Below are 18,291 nucleotides of genomic sequence, written 5' to 3'. Positions count from 1 at the left end.
CAAGTAACGAGCCCATAGGTTTGTGCATATATTGCCTAAGACAAATCAGGTGGAAGAAGGAGAGGGCAATGGCGAAAAGCAGAAAAACAGGAAGCTCGAGAAGAAAAAGGCCGCTTTTTTACGTTGATAATCCGAATGCTTCTGAATTGAAATGGCTCGATGATTTAAATAGCAGAAAGGTGCAATCCCAAGCAGCCCAGAAACTGGAAGAATCAAAGCCAGCAAATGCAGGGCAGGCGAAGACGGTTAGCATTAATGCGATTGCGGCGCCGGAAGCTTCATTCAGCATTGACCAGCTGCAATCTGAAGAAGGAGAGCTACTGCCAAGCGAGGCTGATGCAGAACTGCAAAGTATTCAATTGGTTGGGAAGCAAGGATCGTCGCCATTTTTTAAGCAAGAGGCGCCATCAGTGGATGTGCAGGAGGAACTGCTGCTGGATGTAGGCCAGCCAGTTGAGCTTGCATTTGCCAGCGACCATGAAGAGATTGCTGAGTTGAGTCATGAAGAGAATACTGAACTGAGCCATGAAGAGAATACTGTACTGAGTCATGAAGAGAAGCTGGCGTTGGTAGCAGAGAAGCAAAATCCAGAGCTTGGCGGGCCAAATCCATTTATTTATACCGACGATTTAGTGGATGGTTCGGTTACCGGCGACAAAATTGCGCCAGCTTCTATTGATTCCACAAAGCTATGTGCGGGAAGCGTCGATGGAACAGCTGTGCAGGATTATGCGATTGAAGCTATTCACATTGCTAGGGGAGCAGTATCCGGCAGCAAAATCGCACCAGAAGCGATAATATCGGAACATCTGGCCAACAATGCTATCGCAGGAACAAAGCTGGCAGATGGCTCTGTAACAGGAGAGAAGCTGCAAAATAACAGCATTTCTTCCGAGAAGCTCGCAGATCGTACGATCGGTTCCGACAAATTTGCCGATGGCTCGATTGAAGCGAGGCATTTGAAACGGATGTTAGTAACGGAAGAATTGCTTGGACAACAGTCCGTCACCGCTAGCAAAATCAAAAGCGGAGCTGTCCGTCCCGAGCACCTTTCGAATGATGCAGTAAACAATTCCAAGCTCGCCGATGGAGCTGTAACCCGCTCCAAGCTGCGCGATGGGTCTGTGCATACGGAGAAGCTAGCTCCAGAGTCCGTCGATTCCGTGCATATTAAACCTGGGGTGTTGCTCGCCGATCATGTTGCCGTCGGAGTAATATCGGGAAAGCATTTGGCCCCAGGCGAAATAAGCGCCCAGCATCTGGAAGTAGGCGCGGTCGGAGCAAGGGAATTGCAGCCGAACGCAGTAGACGCCGAGCGTCTAGCAAGCGGAGCGGTATCCAGCGCTCATTTGCAGGCGGGGGCCGTTCTGGGGCCAAATATCTCACCGCGCCAAATCGAAAGCGGTCATCTCGTTGATCAAGCAGTAACAGCTTCCAAGCTGATGGATCAGTCCGTATCAACAATTAAGCTGGTTGATCATGCGGTTACCGTTTCCAAGCTTTCGGAGCAAAGTGTAACCGCGGCAAAGCTCGCCGATGATGCGGTGCAATCCAGACATTTGAGCCGTCTAAGCATAACATCTGAGAAAGTAGCGGACGGACAAATACACAATCGTCATTTGGCGGTAAATACCGTATCTGGCGTCCAACTGCGGGAAGAGGCGGTTGGTACGGAGCATTTGCGCAGCAGCTCCGTTACAGATGAGAAAATTGCGCCGGGAGCGATTCGGGTGCAGCATTTGACAGATGCGGCTGTTGGCAGCAGACAGCTTGCGGAACAAAGCGTCACTTCAGCAAAGCTGGCTGCCGGAGCTGTATCTGCTGCGCATCTAGCAGATAATTCGGTAGATACGAAGCAATTGCGCGATGAAGCGATTACGTTTCACAAAATCGCGCCGGAAGCACTGCGGGCGTACCATTTTGCAAATGGAGCTGTTACGGGAGAGGCCGTGTCGCCTGAAGCGATAAATTCCAATCATTTACAGCCGCATATTATTCATGAGAAGCATGTTGTAGATGATGCGATTACAACTCGAATGCTCCATGATGGCGCCGTGACGAGCGCAAAGCTTGCTTATGAAGCTGTGACAGAAAGATATATTGCACCTGGTGTTGTATCTTCTCATCATTTGGCAGATCACAGTGTCAATTCACTCAAGCTATCCCCGGAAGCGGTGACGTCGGATAAGCTCGCAGATTACAGTGTAACGGGAGCAAAGCTTGCTGAATCAAGTGTGACGGGAACTAAGCTTGCCCCAGGAACCATTCAAGGCGAGCACATCGCTCCAGCCGTTATTGAAGGCATTCACATTCAGCTAGGCTCGCTTAAGAAAGAGCATCTGCAAAGCGGGATTATTGTGGCCTCCCATTTGCAGCCTGGAGCGGTTGGAAGTGAGCAGGTTGCTGATTTGGCGATTCACTCTGCTAAATTAGCCCAGGATGCTATACAGCCGAAGCATATTGCGGGAGAAGCGATTCACAGTCGTCATTTATCCAATGGGTCGGTGTTGGGTATTCACGTACAGGAAGGCAGCATCCGCGATGTTCATTTAGCGGAAGGTGCTGTGACGGCGTCGAATCTGGCGGAAGCAAGCGTAGCAAGCGAGCATATTCAGAAGGAGGCAATTGGCAGTGCAGCGCTCCAGCCGCGTATTATCGGTACGGAGCATTTGCAAAGTCAAGCGGTAACATCTGAACAGCTGGCCCCGCTTTCTGTAGGAGAAAAGCATATTCAGCTGTATTGCATCGACGAGGGGCATTTAGCTATAAACAGCGTGTCCAGTGCTAATTTGCAGGATGGTAGTGTGACAGAGGTAAAGCTTGGAAAGGATTCCGTGTCTGGCGAGCATTTGCAACTGGAGACGATAGCCGGCAAGCATCTTCGGGCGGAAACGGTTCAGGGCTATCATATTCGTAAAAACTCGCTGTCTTTAGCGCATCTCACAGCCGATGTTATTACAGTTGACCGTGCTGAGGATGAGAGTATTTTTGGAAGTAAGCTGAAAAATGGCACAATCCGCACTGAGAAGCTGGCGGATGGCTGCATCACGACGGAAAAGCTGGGCGAGGCGAGCATAACGTCATCGAAGCTAGCCTTTGCGAGCGTAAGCAGTGAGAAGCTGGCGGAAGGAGCTGTGATCGCCGAACATCTGACGGCAGCGAGCGTAACGCGCGATAAGCTGGCGAATGGCAGTGTCACGACGGAAAAGCTCAGCGAGGCGAGCATAACAGCATCGAAGTTGGCCTTTGCGAGCGTAGGTAGTGAAGCGCTGGCGGAAGGAACCGTAATCGCCGAGCATCTGACGGCAATGAGCGTAACGAGCGATAAGCTGGCGGATGGCAGTGTCACGACAGAAAAGCTGAGCGAATCGAGCATAACGTCATCGAAGCTGGCCTTTGCGAGCGTAGGAAGTGAAGCGCTGGCGGAAGGAGCCGTGATTGCCGAGCATCTGACGGCAATGAGCGTAACGAGCGATAAGCTGGCGAATGGCAGTGTCACGACGGAAAAGCTCGGCGAGGCGAGCATAACGTCATCGAAGCTGGCCTTTGCGAGCGTAGGTAGTGAGGCGCTGGCGGAAGGAGCCGTGATAGCCGAGCATCTGACGGCAGAGAGCGTAACGAGCGATAAGCTGGCGAATGGCAGTGTCACGACGGAAAAGCTCGGCGAGGCGAGCATAACGTCATCAAAGCTGGCGTTTGCGAGTGTAAGTAGTGAAGCACTGGCGGAAGGAGCCGTGATAGCCGAGCATCTGACGGCAGAAAGCGTAACGAGCGATAAGCTGGCGGATGGCAGTGTCACGACAGAAAAGCTGAGCGAATCGAGCATAACGTCATCGAAGCTGGCATTTGCGAGCGTAGGCATTGAGGCACTGGCGGAAGGAGCCGTGATTGCTGAGCATCTGACGGCAGCGAGTGTGACGAGCGATAAGCTGGCGAATGGCGGTGTCACGACAGAAAAGCTGGGCGAATCGAGTGTAACGTCGTCGAAGCTGGCCTTTGCAAGTGTAGGCAGTGAAGCGCTGGCGGAAGGAGCCGTGATCACTGAGCATCTGACGGCAGAGAGCGTGACGAGCGATAAGCTGGCGAATAACAGTGTCACAGCGGAAAAGCTAGGCGAATCGAGTGTAACGTCATCGAAGCTGGCATTTGCGAGCGTAGATGGTGAGGCGCTGGCGGGAGGAGCCGTGAAGGCGGAGCATTTAGCGACGGATAGCGTGACGAGCGATAAGCTGACGAATAACAGTGTCACGACGGAAAAGCTTGGTGAATCGAGCATAACGTCGTCGAAGTTGGCTTTTGCGAGCGTAAGAAGTGAGGCGCTGGCGGAAGGAGCCGTGATTGCTGAACATCTGACGGCAGAGAGCGTGACGAGCGATAAGCTGGCGAATAACAGTGTCACGACGGAAAAGCTTGGTGAATTGAGCATAACGTCATCGAAGCTGGCTTTTGCGAGCGTAGGTAGTGAAGCGCTGGCGGAAGGAGCCGTGAAGTCGGAGCATCTGTCAACGAACAGCATATCTAGCGACAAAATCACGTATGGCGCTGTTGCCGCAGAGCATTTGGCGACGGATAGCGTGACGAGTGATAAGCTGGCGAATAGCAGTGTCACGACGGAAAAGCTTGGTGAATCGAGCATAACGTCATCGAAGCTGGCTTTTGCGAGCGTAAGAAGTGAGGCGCTGGCGGAAGGAGTCGTGAAGGCGGAGCATTTGTCGGCAGCGAGCGTAACGAGCGATAAGCTAGCGGATGGCTGCTTCACAACAGAAAAGCTGGGCGAATCGAGCATAACGACGTCGAAGTTGGCCTTTGCGAGCGTAGGCAGTGAAGCGCTGGCGGAAGGAGCCGTGAAAGCGGAGCATTTGTCGGCAGCGAGCGTAACGAGCGATAAGCTAGCGGATGGCTGCTTCACAACAGAAAAGCTTGGTGAATCGAGCATAACGTCATCAAAGTTGGCTTTTGCGAGCGTAAGCAGTGAAGCGCTGGCGGAAGGAGCCGTGAAGGCGGAGCATTTGTCGGCAGCGAGCGTAACGAGCGATAAGCTAGCGGATGGCTGCTTCACAACAGAAAAGCTTGGTGAATCGAGCATAACGTCATCGAAGCTGGCCTTTGCGAGCGTAGGCAGTGAAGCGCTGGCGGAAGGAGCCGTGAAGGCGGAGCATTTGTCGGCAGCGAGCGTGACGAGTGATAAGCTGGCGAATAGCAGTGTCACGGCGGAAAAGCTGGGCGAATCGAGCGTAACGTCGACGAAGCTGGCCTTTGCGAGCGTAAGTAGTGAAGCGCTGGCGGAAGGAGCCGTGAAGGCGGGGCATCTATCGGCAGCGAGCATAACGAGCGATAAGCTGGCGAATGCCAGTGTCACGGCGGAAAAGCTGGGCGAAGCGAGCGTAACGTCATCGAAGCTGGCCTTTGCGAGCGTAAGCAGTGAGGCGCTGGCGGAAGGAGCCGTGAAGGCGGAGCATTTGTCGGCAGCGAGCGTAACGAGCGATAAACTAGCGGATGGCTGCTTCACAACAGAAAAGCTGGGTGATTCGAGCATAACGTCATCGAAGCTGGCCTTTGCGAGCGTAGGCAGTGAAGCGCTGGCGGAAGGAGCCGTGAAGGCGGAGCATTTGTCGGCAGCGAGCGTGACGAGTGATAAGCTGGCGAATAGCAGTGTCACGGCGGAAAAGCTGGGCGAATCGAGCGTAACGTCGACGAAGCTGGCCTTTGCGAGCGTAAGTAGTGAAGCGCTGGCGGAAGGAGCCGTGAAGGCGGAGCATCTATCGGCAGCGAGCGTAACGAGCGACAAGCTAGCGGATGGCTGCTTCACAACAGAAAAGCTGGGTGAATCGAGCATAACGACGTCGAAGTTGGCCTTTGCGAGCGTAGGCAGTGAAGCGCTGGCGGAAGGAGCCGTGAAGGCGGAGCATTTGTCGGCAGCGAGCGTAACGAGCGACAAGCTAGCGGATGGCTGCTTCACAACAGAAAAGCTGGGTGAATCGAGCATAACGACGTCGAAGTTGGCCTTTGCGAGCGTAGGCAGTGAAGCGCTGGCGGAAGGAGCCGTGAAGGCGGAGCATTTGTCGGCAGCGAGCGTGACGAGTGATAAGCTGGCGAATAGCAGTGTCACGGCGGAAAAGCTGGGCGAATCGAGCGTAACGTCGACGAAGCTGGCCTTTGCGAGCGTAAGCAGTGAGGCGCTGGCAGAAGGAGCTGTGAAGGCGGAGCATCTGTCCACCGACAGCATAACGAGTGACAAAATTAAGAATGGTGCTGTCACCGCCGAGCATCTCGCACCTGCCAGCGTAAAGCTGTCGGCTCTTGCTTTTTCGCCAATCGTTGGACGGAGCGGCAGCATCAGCAAGCAGCAATTTGGGTTATGCCCGTACAGCTTTCCGCCTGAGAAACAGCAGTTAGAGCAGGTTATTCTTTTTGACGAACCGTTCGCAAGCAATCAATATGTGCTGACAGCAACGAGCGATCATCCGGCCTGCTATGTATGCATTCAAGCGAAGGAGCCGGGGCATGTCATCCTATCCATTAATCGCCGGTTTTTCAGCGAAGCTTTCACCGGTGCCATCAACTGGATTGCAATCGGGCAATAATGGTTGCTTCGAAATGCTATTAACGATTTGCTGATTAGAGTCAATATTTCAACATGGAAAGAGTTCCTCTTGCGCAGGTCGCGAGGGGAGCTTCTTTTTTTCAAAATATAGATAAAGGATATGATGTTCCCATCCTTTATCTATATTTCTCGGATTGAAACGTGCTGCGCCGCCAGAGGATGGCTTTCGGCCGTTTCACCTTGAATTCTAAGCATTTATAAGTTTCATCCTTATATCCGCTTAAAATTCTAAGGCAAAGCTCTTCGCACGTCTCAGAAGGACGACGAAGTCGTTTTTGCTCGGTTAGCAGCCTACTGCTTTTGATATGGGTGCGGGACAGACATCATGGGAGTTGTACATTTGCCGTTGCGCAGATGATGGAGGTACATACAATGAGGTGTAATTACTAAGCAGCACTATTTTGAAATATAGGCGTATACCGAGGTGAACAAAGCGGATGAAGAAAGCGAAGGGTGCGAAGGGGAAAAAAGCCCGGAATTTCCGTGCTGCGAAAAAGCCGCGTTATGCCCAGAGCGGCATGGCCGCAGACGATTATGCCGGAGAAGCGCAGCCGCTGCAGTCTCCAGTCGTCTCCGTTATTATTCCCGTTATGAATGAACGGGCTACCATTCGAAAAATCATTAGGGAAGCAGCAGGCGTCCATCCTCGGACTGAGGTTATCGTCATTGCAAACGGCTCGACGGATGGTTCAGCCGAAATCGCCAGGCGTGCGGGAGCGCGAGTGCTCCGCTATGAGAAGGCGCTAGGTCATGATGTTGGACGAAGCATTGGAGCGCGGGCTGCTTTAGGTCAAGTGCTGCTGTTTGTAGATGGAGATATGGTGATAAGCACCGCACAATTGCGGCATTTTGTCTATGCCGTGCTGCATCGAGGTGTAGATGCTGCTTTAAATGATTATACCGGCCCGGTAGACAAAACCGCTGTGCACAGCGTCGTGCTCGCGAAGCATGCGCTCAATATTGTGCTGGAGCGACCGGAGCTGAAAGGGGCTTCCTTCACAGCGGTCCCCCATGCGATAAGCAGACAGGGTCTATCTTTAATCGGAGCGGAGGCGCTGTGCGTTCCACCGCTTGCCCATGCGAGAGCGATTCGGCTTGGACTGAAGGTTGAGGCGGTGCATACGGTCAATGTTGGCAAAATGAACCGGCGCAGGCCACAGCGCGAACGGCGAAGCCCGCTTGAGCATCTTATTGTTGGGGATCATTTGGAAGCGATCCACTGGCTGATTACACAATCGAATGAACGTGGCGGCTTTGAGGATTACCGTCGCTGCCGCGAGTTTGCGCTTTAAGCTAAGGCTTAAGCGGCATGGAGGTTGAACCGTGAAAGCAGTCATATTGGCAGGAGGGACAGGGACGCGGCTAAGGCCGCTGACCACTTTAATGAACAAGCATATGCTTCCTGTAGGCAAGCATCCCATGATCTTTTATGGCATCGATAAGCTGCATCAGGCAGGCATTCAAGAAATGCTGATAGTGACAGGACGACAGTCGATAGGTTTGTTTGCAGAGTATTTAGGAAGCGGCCGTGAGCTAGGTGTCTCGCTGACTTACCGCATTCAGGAGGAAGCGGGCGGCATTGCGGAAGCGCTGGAGCTGGCGCGCGATTTTATTCGAAATGATGAGAAGTTTATCGTACTGCTTGGCGATAATTTGTTCGAGGATAATTTGGCTCCGTATGTAAGGAAATTTGCTCGGCAGCAGGAGGGCGCGATGGTACTGCTCAAGCAGGTGCCAGATCCCCATCGCTATGGCATAGCCGTGTTTCAGGAAGCGGGACAAATCGCTTATATAGATGAAAAACCGGCAGAGCCGCAATCGGATTTATGCGTAACGGGCATATATATGTACGATTCCAGCGTTTTTGCAGCGATTGATCGGCTGGAGCCATCAGGGCGTGGGGAACTGGAAATTACCGACCTGAACAATATGTATGCGCGGGCGGGAACGCTTGCTTCCCATACGCTTGCAGGATGGTGGACGGATGCGGGAACGTTCGAATCCTTGCATGAAGCCGCGGCGAGGCTGTTGAAGGAGACGGGAGAATGAGGAGAATAGCGGCAAAAAAACGACCCCGCAATACTAGGCAATCCCGCGTACGGCAGCAGGCATCGTATGCGCAGGGTGTCGAGCAAGGCTATCAGGATGGGCGGCAAGCGGGATTTACTAGCTATAATGAGAAGTTTCAAGGAACGAGCATCATTATTCCTAGCTATAATCAGCTCCAGTATTTGAAGATGTGCATTGAAAGCATTATGGACCATACGGATCTTGCCTATGAAATTATCGTCATTGACAACGCTTCGACCGATGGGACGGGGAGCTATTTGGCCCAGCTTGATGGTCAGGTGCGCTACCGGATTTTAAGCGAAAACTTTGGCTTCGCTGGAGCGGTCAACAGAGGCATGATGATGGCTAAAGGCACGATGATGCTTATTTTGAACAATGATACGCTCGTAACCGACAATTGGCTGGACAATATGATGGCCTGCTTGAACAGCAATCCGCAAATTGGCATGGTCGGGCCTGTCACGAATTATATCGGCGGCGAGCAGCTGATAGAGGTTCCTTATACGAATGTTGCGGATATGCCAGACTTTGCAAGGCTGAATAATGTGCCGGATTCTAGACGCTGGCAGCAGGTTGATCGGCTGACGGGTTTCTGCCTTCTGCTAAGGCGGGAGCTGTGGGAGAAAATCGGTTATTTTGATGAAGGCTTTGAAATCGGCAATTTTGAAGACGATGACTATAACATTCGGGTGAAGCTGCTAGGGTATTCGCTTGTCATTGCCCGCGATTCGTTTATTCATCATTTTGGCAGCGTCAGCATCAAAGCGCTAGGTGCGCAGCTTGAGGAAGTTAATAACCGAAACCTGCAGCATTATATGAATAAATGGGGCAATCCGCATGAGCTGGTCAGCGTCATGAAGCATCGCTTCACCGAGCAGCCTGCACTAAAGGCTGAGATCGCTGTGCTTGGGGAAGCAGCCTATTACCCAGACAGCATTGCTGTTACTTCAATAAAAGGTTCAGTGTATTGGATTGAAGGCGGCGTCAGGCGCCCTGTTGAAGGCGAATTTGCTGGAGAAGCCAGTCACATCGGGCAGATTGATATCAGACGATGGGCAATCGGACCGCCAATTTCAAGCGAGGAAGTTCATGCAAGGCGGCAGCAAATGCTGGCGATGGAAGGCAGTGAACTTCATGGCAAAATCGTTAGCGGACTTGATGGTTTTCATTATTATATGCAGCAGGGCTTGAAGCGGAAAATGATAACGGAAGCCGCTTATGAGGGCTGGGCGCTTACGGCAAGGCCGTCAGTCCAGCTCACAATGGAGCAGCTGCAAGCCATTCCGGAAGGCTTGCCGATTATTCCCGCTGTCAAGCTCCGCCAACAACTTTAGAATGGTTATCAAGCCACTGTTCGGCGCCAAGTATCACTGTGTATCGCCGTGCATATGCTGTAAATAGCTGCACCTATTCAAGTGGCGGCACAGGGCCAAGCCATAGCCCGAAGGAGGATTGTTGGCCATGCAGCATATCGTAACCGAAATTATTGAGCATTTATCCCATTCCAACAGCCAGATGGCACGTGTGCTGGAAGCAAAGCGCCATGTCACGGTACGAATGGCCGAAATTGTGAAAAGCCTCCCTGATCATGGGCCGAATTTGGGCGGCGTGGACGATCTGCTTGGGGAATCGCAAGCGCTGCTGGGCAGCGTGATTGCTTATTTAAACAGCATGGCTGAGCTGCAGGAGACGCTGGCATCTCAGCTGTCTTATACGATAAAAGAGCTGAACCCAAGCGAGGAAGAATGACGAAGCGAAAAGGGGAGCGCATGTCATGGACCGAGAGCAAGCCTATATGCGCATGTTGGGCGCTACAGCCAATATGCAGTGGAACGTGGCGCTAATTCTGGAGGCGAAGGCGGAGGAAGCGGAGAAGGCCCGCAACTGGATATGCAATCATATTCATACGGGCACTTTTCCAGGCGACCAGACGCAGCTTAAGCAGACGCTAGGTGTACATGACCAGATGGTCGAGACGATTGAAGGCATTAACAAAATGAGCCAAGGCATCGTATCCGTACTCAAAGCCGTATTGCAGAAAGATGGGGAGGAAGGCCATTCCTCCGGCTCGGATTTCCACTTTGGCGGCGGATTCGGAGGCGGGAATTGAGGGAAATGGTGCGCCGCGAGCGCGAGGTTAAATTGGAGGTGCTGGCTTCGATTGCGCGCAGCCAGCTCGCGCTTGCCCGCATTTTGAACAGCGTGGCTGATGTTGCCGAGCTCGCCCCTCAAACAGCCAAGCGAATTGGCGAAAATGTACGACTATTGACGAACATGCAGGAGCAGTTAGCTGAGAGCGTGACAGGCTGGCCTGTGCGCAGTTACCGGGTAAGGACGGGCAAGCCGCCCGAGCCTTGGCTCCGTAACGAGCTGCGAGGAAAGCAGGTGCGGTGGCACCCGCAAGTGAACAGGAGGAATTGGAATTGAGAATAAAAAAACGCGTGTCCGTCCGCAAGCGGGCGACGAAACGCTCCGCCAGCAAAGCTGTATCGCGTCGCTCAAAAAGCACGCGAACGCGCAAGGCAACAGGGAAAAAGAGAGGGAGCAGCTCATCGCTGCGCCGTCGCAGGAAGGTGATCAGAAAGCGTGTGATCGGGACGGAAACCTTTAATGAGGGCTTCAACCAGACGTATAATACCGGTTATAATGCAGGTTTTGCGAAAGGCTTCGAAGATGGACATCAGCTCGCGTATGAGCAAACGCCGTAGCGGTCATCTTCGTCATGCTTTAGTGAAAAATGCGGATATTATTTTTAAATTAGCTCGGCCTGCTTGATGGTTTATTCAGCCACCCGGCAGGCCAGGGCTATTTTTAAAATAGAGAGGACAAGCTGTGTCCGTATCACGATATGGCAAAAATCTTGGCGGAAACAGCAGGTTAAACGCCAATTTTTGCGATGCAGGGATAAGTGCCGCTTAGACTTGCTGCTTAATGTCATATACATAATGAAAGCGTGTTGTGCAGCGATTGATAACGAAGCAAGGCGGTGCAGCAAATGATGGCCAGAAAAGATAATTCCCGCAAGCAAGTCAGGCAAAGTGGGTATGAAACCGGCTTTCATACCGGCTGGCGAGATGGAGCTTGCGAAGCGGTAAGCGGACTTTTGCCCCCGCCGGAGCTGACACCCGTTCCGCTGCGAATGCTCTATATTCCGCAAGGTTTTGAGGCAATTGACGCAGGCCTCATTGAGGCGCTGCAGGCGAGTGTAACCGAGCTTCATGTTGGAAGCGCAGAACAGCTTGCCGAGCAAGCGGCAGCCATTTCCCCCGACATCGTGCTAGTGATGAATGGGCTGCATACTTTTCCAGCCAATCATCTGCAGCAGATCGCCGCGGTCAGGCAGCAGGGCATCCGCACAGCGGTGTGGTTTGTAGATGATCCTTATATGACGGAGAAGACGGCTATAGCGGCGCCGCATTATGATGTGGTGCTAACGCATGAGCTTGGGACGCTTGAGCTGTATCGCAGTGCAGGCTGCGCAAATGTGCATTATTTGCCGCTGGCAGTGCATACCGGCTTATATCGGCCGCAGCGAACGGATTCAGCTTTTGCCAGCGATGTTTGCTTCATAGGGCAAGGATTTTGGAACCGGATCGGTCTCCTTGATGCCATTAGCGAGCGGCTGCTGGCTAAGAGGCGCAAAATCTTTTTGTCCGGAGGGCTGTGGGAGCGTTTATCGGCCTATAAGCGGCTGCAGCCGTTTATCCATACCGACTGGTTAAGCGCAAAGCAGACAATCCCCTATTATAACAGCGCCAAAATCGTCATCAACATGCATCGAACAACAGAGATAGGCTCAGACAATTTTAATGCTTTTCAAAGCCCAGGGCTCTCTATCAATCCGCGAACATATGAAATTGCCGCTTGTGGCGCCTTTCAGCTAACGGATATTCGTGAGGATTTGCCGCATTATTACACCTTAGGCCAGGAAATTGAAACGTTTCAGCATGCGGAGGAGCTTGCGGCAAAAATCGATTTTTATTTGGAAAATGAGGAAGCGCGCAGCCGGATCGCAGTGAATGGGCTGCGCCGCACGCTGCGGGACCATACTTTCAGATCGCGTGCTGTGCAGCTATTGCAGCTTATTATGAAGGAGGAGGAGCCTAATGGCTAAACGATCGGTTTTGCGAAAAAGGGAGCGGCCGCCTACTGAAGTGGAGCTAGGGAGAGCCGCAGGCTACCATGCTGGCTGGGGGGATGGTTATTGGTTTGGCCAATGCGAATCGGTTATTAGCCGTATTCCACCAGTAGCAGGAGTATGGCCTGTTCATGTCATGTATGTGTCTACGGGAAAGGGATTTCCTTATTCGCCGCTTGATGAGGCGGTTGCCGCCACGTTAACGGGAATGGTAGCTCAGCTAACGGTCGTGCAAACGGGGGAGCCTGTAGCAGAAGTCGCTGCACGGGTGCGGCCGGATTACGTGATTGTGCTGGATGGGCTGCAGTTTGATGTGGCGCAGATTGATGCTATGCGGGCTTTGGATATTCGGACTGCCATATGGTTTACAGATGATCCTTATTATGCGGATATTACAACAACGCTTGCCCCGCACTATGACACCGTGTTTACGCTTGATCGAAATAGCGTGGCGCTTTATCAGCAGCTAGGCTGTGCCAATGTGCATTATTTGCCGTTCTGTGTGATGCCTGCCCAATTCAGGCCGATGAACCCGCAGCGCAGCAAACGCAAGGAAATCAGCTTCATCGGCTCAGGCTACATGAACAGAGTGCACTATTTTAATGAGGTAGCCTCTTATTTAGCTTCCAAGGATACTCTCATATCGGGAATATGGTGGGATCGTCTGGAAAAATTCGACATGCTTAAATCTAAAATCAATCTGGGAGACTGGCTGAGCCCGCAGGATACGGCGCTTGCTTATAATGCTTCAAAAATTGTCATCAACATGCATCGAGCTCACGATGATGTCTTATTCAATAGCAACAGTCTTGGCGTAGCAGCTTCCTCTCCAAATCCGCGAACGTTTGAAATTTCAGCCTGCGCCGTGCTCCAGCTAACGGATGTGCGGGAGGATTTGGCTTCCTTTTACACACCTGGTGTGGAAATTGTTACGTATGAATCGCCGCAGGAAATGGTGGAAAAGCTGGACTATTATTTGAATCATGAAAATGAACGCAAGGAAATTGCGATTCGCGGCATGCATCGCACGCTGAGCGAGCATACTTATGCCCATAGGCTGCATGCGATGCTGTCCATATTATTTGCTTAATGAGGCATGAGGCAAGCTGCTTTGGCTGCGGAGGCTTAAATGGACCAGCGCATAATAACGCCAGATTGCGTAAGTCCGCCGCCAAAGCCGTACAACAGCAGCAGTTGACCCGGCTGCACTCTGCCGTCTTTGACGGCTGCATCGAGCGCTAGCGGAATGGAAGCGGCAGAGGTGTTGCCATAATGCTCAATGCTGGACAGCGCCTGCTGCGCTTCAAATCCGATACGCTCGCATAAAGCATCAATTATACGCTGATTGGCATTGTGTGGAACGAACCAATCAATCGTCTGAGCGGTGTAGCCGCTGCCGTCCAGCAGCTCTTGAACGCCTGCTGCTACGCGGCTTAATGCCCAGCGGTACACTTCCCGGCCGTTTTGGACGAGCATGCTGTTCTGGGAAAGCTCGAAGCTGCCGATGTGCGGCGCCAGGCTGCTGCGGTATACATGATGGCCCTGCTCGCCATCGGTGCTTGCATTCGAAGCCAGTATGTCGCCAGCAGAAAGTATTGAATCAGAGTTAGTCGTGCTAATATCTACTCCTACTCCCGTATCGGTCGATTCAACGAGCATGGCACCTGCGCCATCGCCGAATAAAATGCAGGTCGTCCGGTCTGTATAATCTGTAGCACGCGAAAGGGTTTCAGTGCCAATAATTAAAATTTTGCGGCATAGCTTGGAAAGCAAAAGGCCGTTTGCCATTTGCAGGGCGGAAGTGAAGCCGGCGCATGCAGCCTGCAAATCAGCATTTCCGCAGCCTTTCATGCCGAATGCGGCCTGCACTCGTGAGGCTACACTTGGGACGAAAGTATCCGGTGTAGAGGTCGCGACAATGATGTAGTCGACATCATGAACGTTTTTTTCATATCTATGGATCAAATCATGGACGGCTTCAATGGCCAAATCGCTTGCATATTGCCTTTCTCCCGCAATACGGCGTTCGCGAATGCCTGTGCGTTGAAAAATCCATTCATCCGAAGTATCTACAAGCTTCTCCAAATCTTGATTGCTTAAAATGCGTTCAGGTACATAAGTGCCGATAGCGGTTACTGCTGCATGGGAATGAACGAGAGTGGAAATAGTCATTGAAAACAACTCCTTCACAATTTAGTACCAGATGCTAATACCTGATATTAAATTACTCCTCTCCATACAATTTGTCAAGTCCAACTCGTGCATAGTCTGAATCCCGGACGCCCATCCTAATAACGGGTCATGAGGCCTGTAAACAACAAGGGAGGAATACGGCACATGCGTAAAAAGAATTTTCTTGCTGTCTTGTCCGCAGGCGCCTTGCTTAGCGCTATGCTGACAGGCTGTGCAGCCAATCAAGGGGATTTAGGTAATAAGAACATTCGCACCAAAATGGTAAGGGAAGATGCAAATGGCAACAAAATGTTAAAGGATCGTTTTGCCAACGATCATATGAATGAAAAAAACTACGTAAACGGCAAAAACATTCGGGGCAACAATATTGTCGGGAGTCATAAAAATTATAAAATGGAAATGAGCGAAGAAATTGCGAAGCGCATTGCCAATAAGCATAATGTTAGATCAGCAAATGTTTTGCTGACCGATAACAATGCCTATGTGGCCGTATCCTTTGAGGACAATTTAAATAATGGCGATAAAAAACTGATGAGCCGCACAAACTCCAGCTACATGGGCCGAGATGGCTCCAATTACCAACGCCGCATGAATACGATGAGCACAGGCGAAAATGCGCTGACCTCTCAAATTAAAGCCGACATCGCCAAGGAAGTCAGAAGGGTGAAGCCAGGTGTGGACAATGTGTACGTATCGGCAAACCCGGATTTTGTCGGCCGAATGACCAGCTATATGACAGATGTCCGCAATGGCCATCCGATCCAAGGCTTCTTGGTTGAATTTAATGCCATGGCGGAGCGTCTGTTCCCGGCCAACGCTAACAAAATTGAAACGCGCAATTATGGTGGCGACATGAACTATCGCAGCATGACCGACCGTACAGACCGCGATAATTACACAAATGCGCACAGAAGCAGTCCGATGATTTACGACTAACGTTTAGTGAAAAATAGGGCATGAAGCATTCAGCGTGATTCACGCTAAAGCATCAAAATGATAGCAGCAGCCGGCGAAGTAGAGCCGGCTGCTTTTGTTTGTGTTTATTTAATTTGTCTTTTCTGCATCACTATTATTTGCTATAATAATTCTAAATTTTAGGAGGTGTCTTTCTTGACCCATTCCATGCGTTTACGTTAATTTAAGGTGCATATGTCATAGTCAAAATGAATGAAGGAGACTATATCCATGCAGCTTAAATGGCAAAAAACGTTCGCGATTATTTTCAGCGGACAAATCTTTTCCATATTGACGAGTTCGATGGTACAATTTTCGGTTATTTGGCATCTGACGCAAACGACCGGGTCCGCTTCGGTTTTAATGATCGCGGGCTTGGCTGGATTTTTGCCACAGGCGATTTTAGGGCCTTTTATTGGCGTATGGCTGGATCGCTGGAACCGTAAATTGACGATGATTATAGCCGATAGTGCAATTGCCTTTTTTAGTTTGATTTTAGGCTTGTATTTCTTTTTTGGCGAGCCGAGTCTAGCGTTTGTATACGTTATTTTAATGGTTCGCTCTGCTGCCTCTGCATTCCATGCGCCTGCTTTTCAAGCTGCGATCCCATTAATGGCACCTGAGGATCAGTTGACGCGTGTGGCGGGCTGGCAGCAGATGGTTTATTCCTTTTCCAGTGTAATCGGACCGGCGCTTGGCATTGCTATTTATTCAGCAACTTCGCTCGGAGCGTTGTTGTTCCTTGATGTGGCAGGGGCATTAATTGCCAATGTTATGCTATTGTTCGTGAGGATTCATCAGCCAAAGTCGGAGACAACACAAGCGCCATCCTTTTTCAAGGAGTTTAAGCTGGGCTGGGATGCATTCATTAAAGTAAAGCCAATTGTCGTAATTACGGTAGCTACAGCTATTTTCAGCATCGTATTTATGCCTTTGGCGACATTGTTTCCTTACATGACGTTGTCTCATTTCGGGCGTGGGGGATATAGTGCAAGCCTCGTTGAAGCGATTTTTGGCATTGGCATGATTGCGGGTGGTGTACTGCTTTCGGTCGTCGCTTCAAAATGGAAGGACATTACGTATATGAGCCTGAGCTTGGCCATGATTGGTCTGACCTGTGTGCTGAGCGGTGTGATCAGCAAGGAGGCTTTTGTGCTGTTCGTGATCGTATCTTTCTTTATGGGAGCGGCAGCACCTTTCTTCAATGGGCCTTATATGGCCATGATTCAAAGGGCGTTTGAGCCTTCAATGCTGGGACGCGTTATTTCGCTCGTCACCAGCGTGATGATGCTCTCCTCCCCGATTGGGCTAGCATTAGCAGGACCTATTGTCGATAAGTATGGCGTACAGGTGTGGTTTTTTTGGTCGGGGATAGTCATTATTTTGGCCAGTATTGTCATATTTGCTTTGTTCCAGCGCATGAAGGTGGAATTGCCGGAGGTTTCGGAGGGGTAGTAGCAACATAATGAACCTGTTTTTCAATTCCAATTTCCTACCAATCTCAGCAATATGGTATAATAATTGAAACAAATCAGAGCGAGGTGAAGCCAATGAAATGGGAAGAGATTACTCATTCACTTCCGGAACGTTTTGTTTTGGTGGAAGCGATTAAAGCTAGCTCTAGCAACCGAATTCGCAAACTTCAAGATATGGCGATCATTCAGGATTATGATAACCCTCAGGAAGCGTGGGACGGTTATAAACATTTTCATAAACAATATCCAATGCGTGAATTATATGTATTTCATACTAGCCGGACTGATGTGGAAGAGGTTGAAGAGTTTTTCACAGGAATAAGGCAGCGTTCATGAAGATTCAACTTATAAATGGTCTGCCCATTGTCTCCTTGGCTTTGAAGCATCAAGATCAATTTATCACCTTGTCTAATGTTTTATTCGATTCAGGATGTGCTGCAACTGTTTTTGATACGGATGTGCTTTCTCAAATTGGAATTCACATTGATTTTATGAATGGGAAAGCCAAGCGGATGTATGGGGTGGGCGGAACAAGCGAAATCTGCTACGAGCAGACCATTCCTGATTTGAAAATAGAGCATATTCCCTTGGATTCATTTTCTGTCCAGCTTGGGTCTATTCAGGAAACGTACGGTTTTGATGGCATCTTAGGAATTGATTTTATGATAAAAGCAAAGCTGAAAGCTGACTTTGGAACGATGCAGATTCATCATTAAGCTGGATCTATTACTACTAGAATTGGATAAACAGCAACAAGCAGAAGCCATAAGGACAAGCTGCTTGCTGCTGTTTTTTTAATCACAAAAAAATAAAGACAGCATAGCGCACTATGCTGCCTCGCGAAATACCATAAATGG

Annotated in this window: 15 protein-coding genes; 14 read left to right on the top strand and 1 reads right to left on the bottom strand. The window is 50.7% G+C overall.

Annotated elements, in window-relative coordinates; all coding sequences use genetic code 11:
• Positions 1-68 precede the first annotated feature (68 nt).
• The 10 genes from MHB80_RS20760 (at position 69) to MHB80_RS20715 (ending at position 13,902) form a co-directional block, all read left to right on the top strand.
• On the top strand, positions 69-6,584 hold the full coding sequence (locus tag MHB80_RS20760; protein ID WP_341278753.1) for a WIAG-tail domain: 6,516 nt from the start codon (positions 69-71) through the stop codon (positions 6,582-6,584).
• Between the two features lie 457 nt (positions 6,585-7,041).
• Entirely contained in the window at positions 7,042-7,896 is an 855-nt protein-coding gene (locus MHB80_RS20755) for a glycosyltransferase (RefSeq protein WP_341278752.1), read from the top strand.
• Between the two features lie 31 nt (positions 7,897-7,927).
• Positions 7,928-8,653 (top strand): sugar phosphate nucleotidyltransferase, encoded by a 726-nt coding sequence (locus MHB80_RS20750; RefSeq protein WP_341278751.1) that lies wholly within the window; start codon positions 7,928-7,930, stop codon positions 8,651-8,653.
• Positions 8,650-10,008, top strand: a complete 1,359-nt coding sequence (locus MHB80_RS20745; RefSeq protein ID WP_341278750.1) for a glycosyltransferase family 2 protein — start codon at positions 8,650-8,652, stop codon at positions 10,006-10,008. The genes MHB80_RS20750 and MHB80_RS20745 overlap by 4 nt, the downstream gene beginning before the upstream one ends.
• A gap of 127 nt (positions 10,009-10,135) precedes the next feature.
• Positions 10,136-10,423 (top strand): nucleoside-diphosphate sugar epimerase, encoded by a 288-nt coding sequence (locus tag MHB80_RS20740; RefSeq protein WP_341278749.1) that lies wholly within the window; start codon positions 10,136-10,138, stop codon positions 10,421-10,423.
• A 25-nt stretch (positions 10,424-10,448) separates the two neighbouring features.
• Positions 10,449-10,784, top strand: coding sequence for a restriction endonuclease subunit S (locus MHB80_RS20735; protein WP_341278748.1), 336 nt, complete (start codon positions 10,449-10,451; stop codon positions 10,782-10,784).
• The gene (locus MHB80_RS20730; protein ID WP_341278747.1) at positions 10,781-11,101 is read left to right on the top strand and encodes a hypothetical protein; all 321 of its coding nucleotides are present in this window, start codon (positions 10,781-10,783) and stop codon (positions 11,099-11,101) included. Before MHB80_RS20735 ends, MHB80_RS20730 begins: the two co-directional genes overlap by 4 nt.
• A complete protein-coding gene (locus MHB80_RS20725) occupies positions 11,098-11,382 on the top strand; it encodes a hypothetical protein (RefSeq protein WP_341278746.1) in 285 nt (94 codons plus the stop codon). Before MHB80_RS20730 ends, MHB80_RS20725 begins: the two co-directional genes overlap by 4 nt.
• 287 nt (positions 11,383-11,669) lie before the next feature.
• Positions 11,670-12,788 (top strand): glycosyltransferase, encoded by a 1,119-nt coding sequence (locus MHB80_RS20720; RefSeq protein WP_341278745.1) that lies wholly within the window; start codon positions 11,670-11,672, stop codon positions 12,786-12,788.
• The gene (locus tag MHB80_RS20715) at positions 12,781-13,902 is read left to right on the top strand and encodes a glycosyltransferase (protein ID WP_341278744.1); all 1,122 of its coding nucleotides are present in this window, start codon (positions 12,781-12,783) and stop codon (positions 13,900-13,902) included. Before MHB80_RS20720 ends, MHB80_RS20715 begins: the two co-directional genes overlap by 8 nt.
• A gap of 35 nt (positions 13,903-13,937) precedes the next feature.
• Here the strand turns inward: MHB80_RS20715 and MHB80_RS20710 are convergent, their stop codons facing one another.
• The gene (locus tag MHB80_RS20710) at positions 13,938-14,984 is read right to left on the bottom strand and encodes a ketoacyl-ACP synthase III (RefSeq protein ID WP_341278743.1); all 1,047 of its coding nucleotides are present in this window, start codon (positions 14,982-14,984) and stop codon (positions 13,938-13,940) included.
• A 165-nt stretch (positions 14,985-15,149) separates the two neighbouring features.
• Between MHB80_RS20710 and MHB80_RS20705 the strand changes: the two genes are divergently transcribed.
• From MHB80_RS20705 to MHB80_RS20690, 4 genes are all read left to right on the top strand, one after another.
• The gene (locus MHB80_RS20705; protein WP_341278742.1) at positions 15,150-15,941 is read left to right on the top strand and encodes a YhcN/YlaJ family sporulation lipoprotein; all 792 of its coding nucleotides are present in this window, start codon (positions 15,150-15,152) and stop codon (positions 15,939-15,941) included.
• 249 nt (positions 15,942-16,190) lie between these two features.
• Complete coding sequence (locus MHB80_RS20700; RefSeq protein ID WP_341278741.1) at positions 16,191-17,414, top strand: MFS transporter; 1,224 nt, start codon at positions 16,191-16,193, stop codon at positions 17,412-17,414.
• A gap of 95 nt (positions 17,415-17,509) precedes the next feature.
• Entirely contained in the window at positions 17,510-17,770 is a 261-nt protein-coding gene (locus MHB80_RS20695; RefSeq protein ID WP_341278740.1) for a hypothetical protein, read from the top strand.
• Entirely contained in the window at positions 17,767-18,150 is a 384-nt protein-coding gene (locus MHB80_RS20690; RefSeq protein ID WP_341278739.1) for an aspartyl protease family protein, read from the top strand. Before MHB80_RS20695 ends, MHB80_RS20690 begins: the two co-directional genes overlap by 4 nt.
• The last annotated feature ends 141 nt before the right edge of the window (positions 18,151-18,291 follow it).

The organism is Paenibacillus sp. FSL H8-0537, assembly GCF_038051995.1.
Lineage (GTDB): Bacteria > Bacillota > Bacilli > Paenibacillales > Paenibacillaceae > Pristimantibacillus.
The sequence above is the reverse complement of the archived record's forward strand: the minus strand, read 5'-3'. Positions and strand labels throughout refer to the sequence as shown.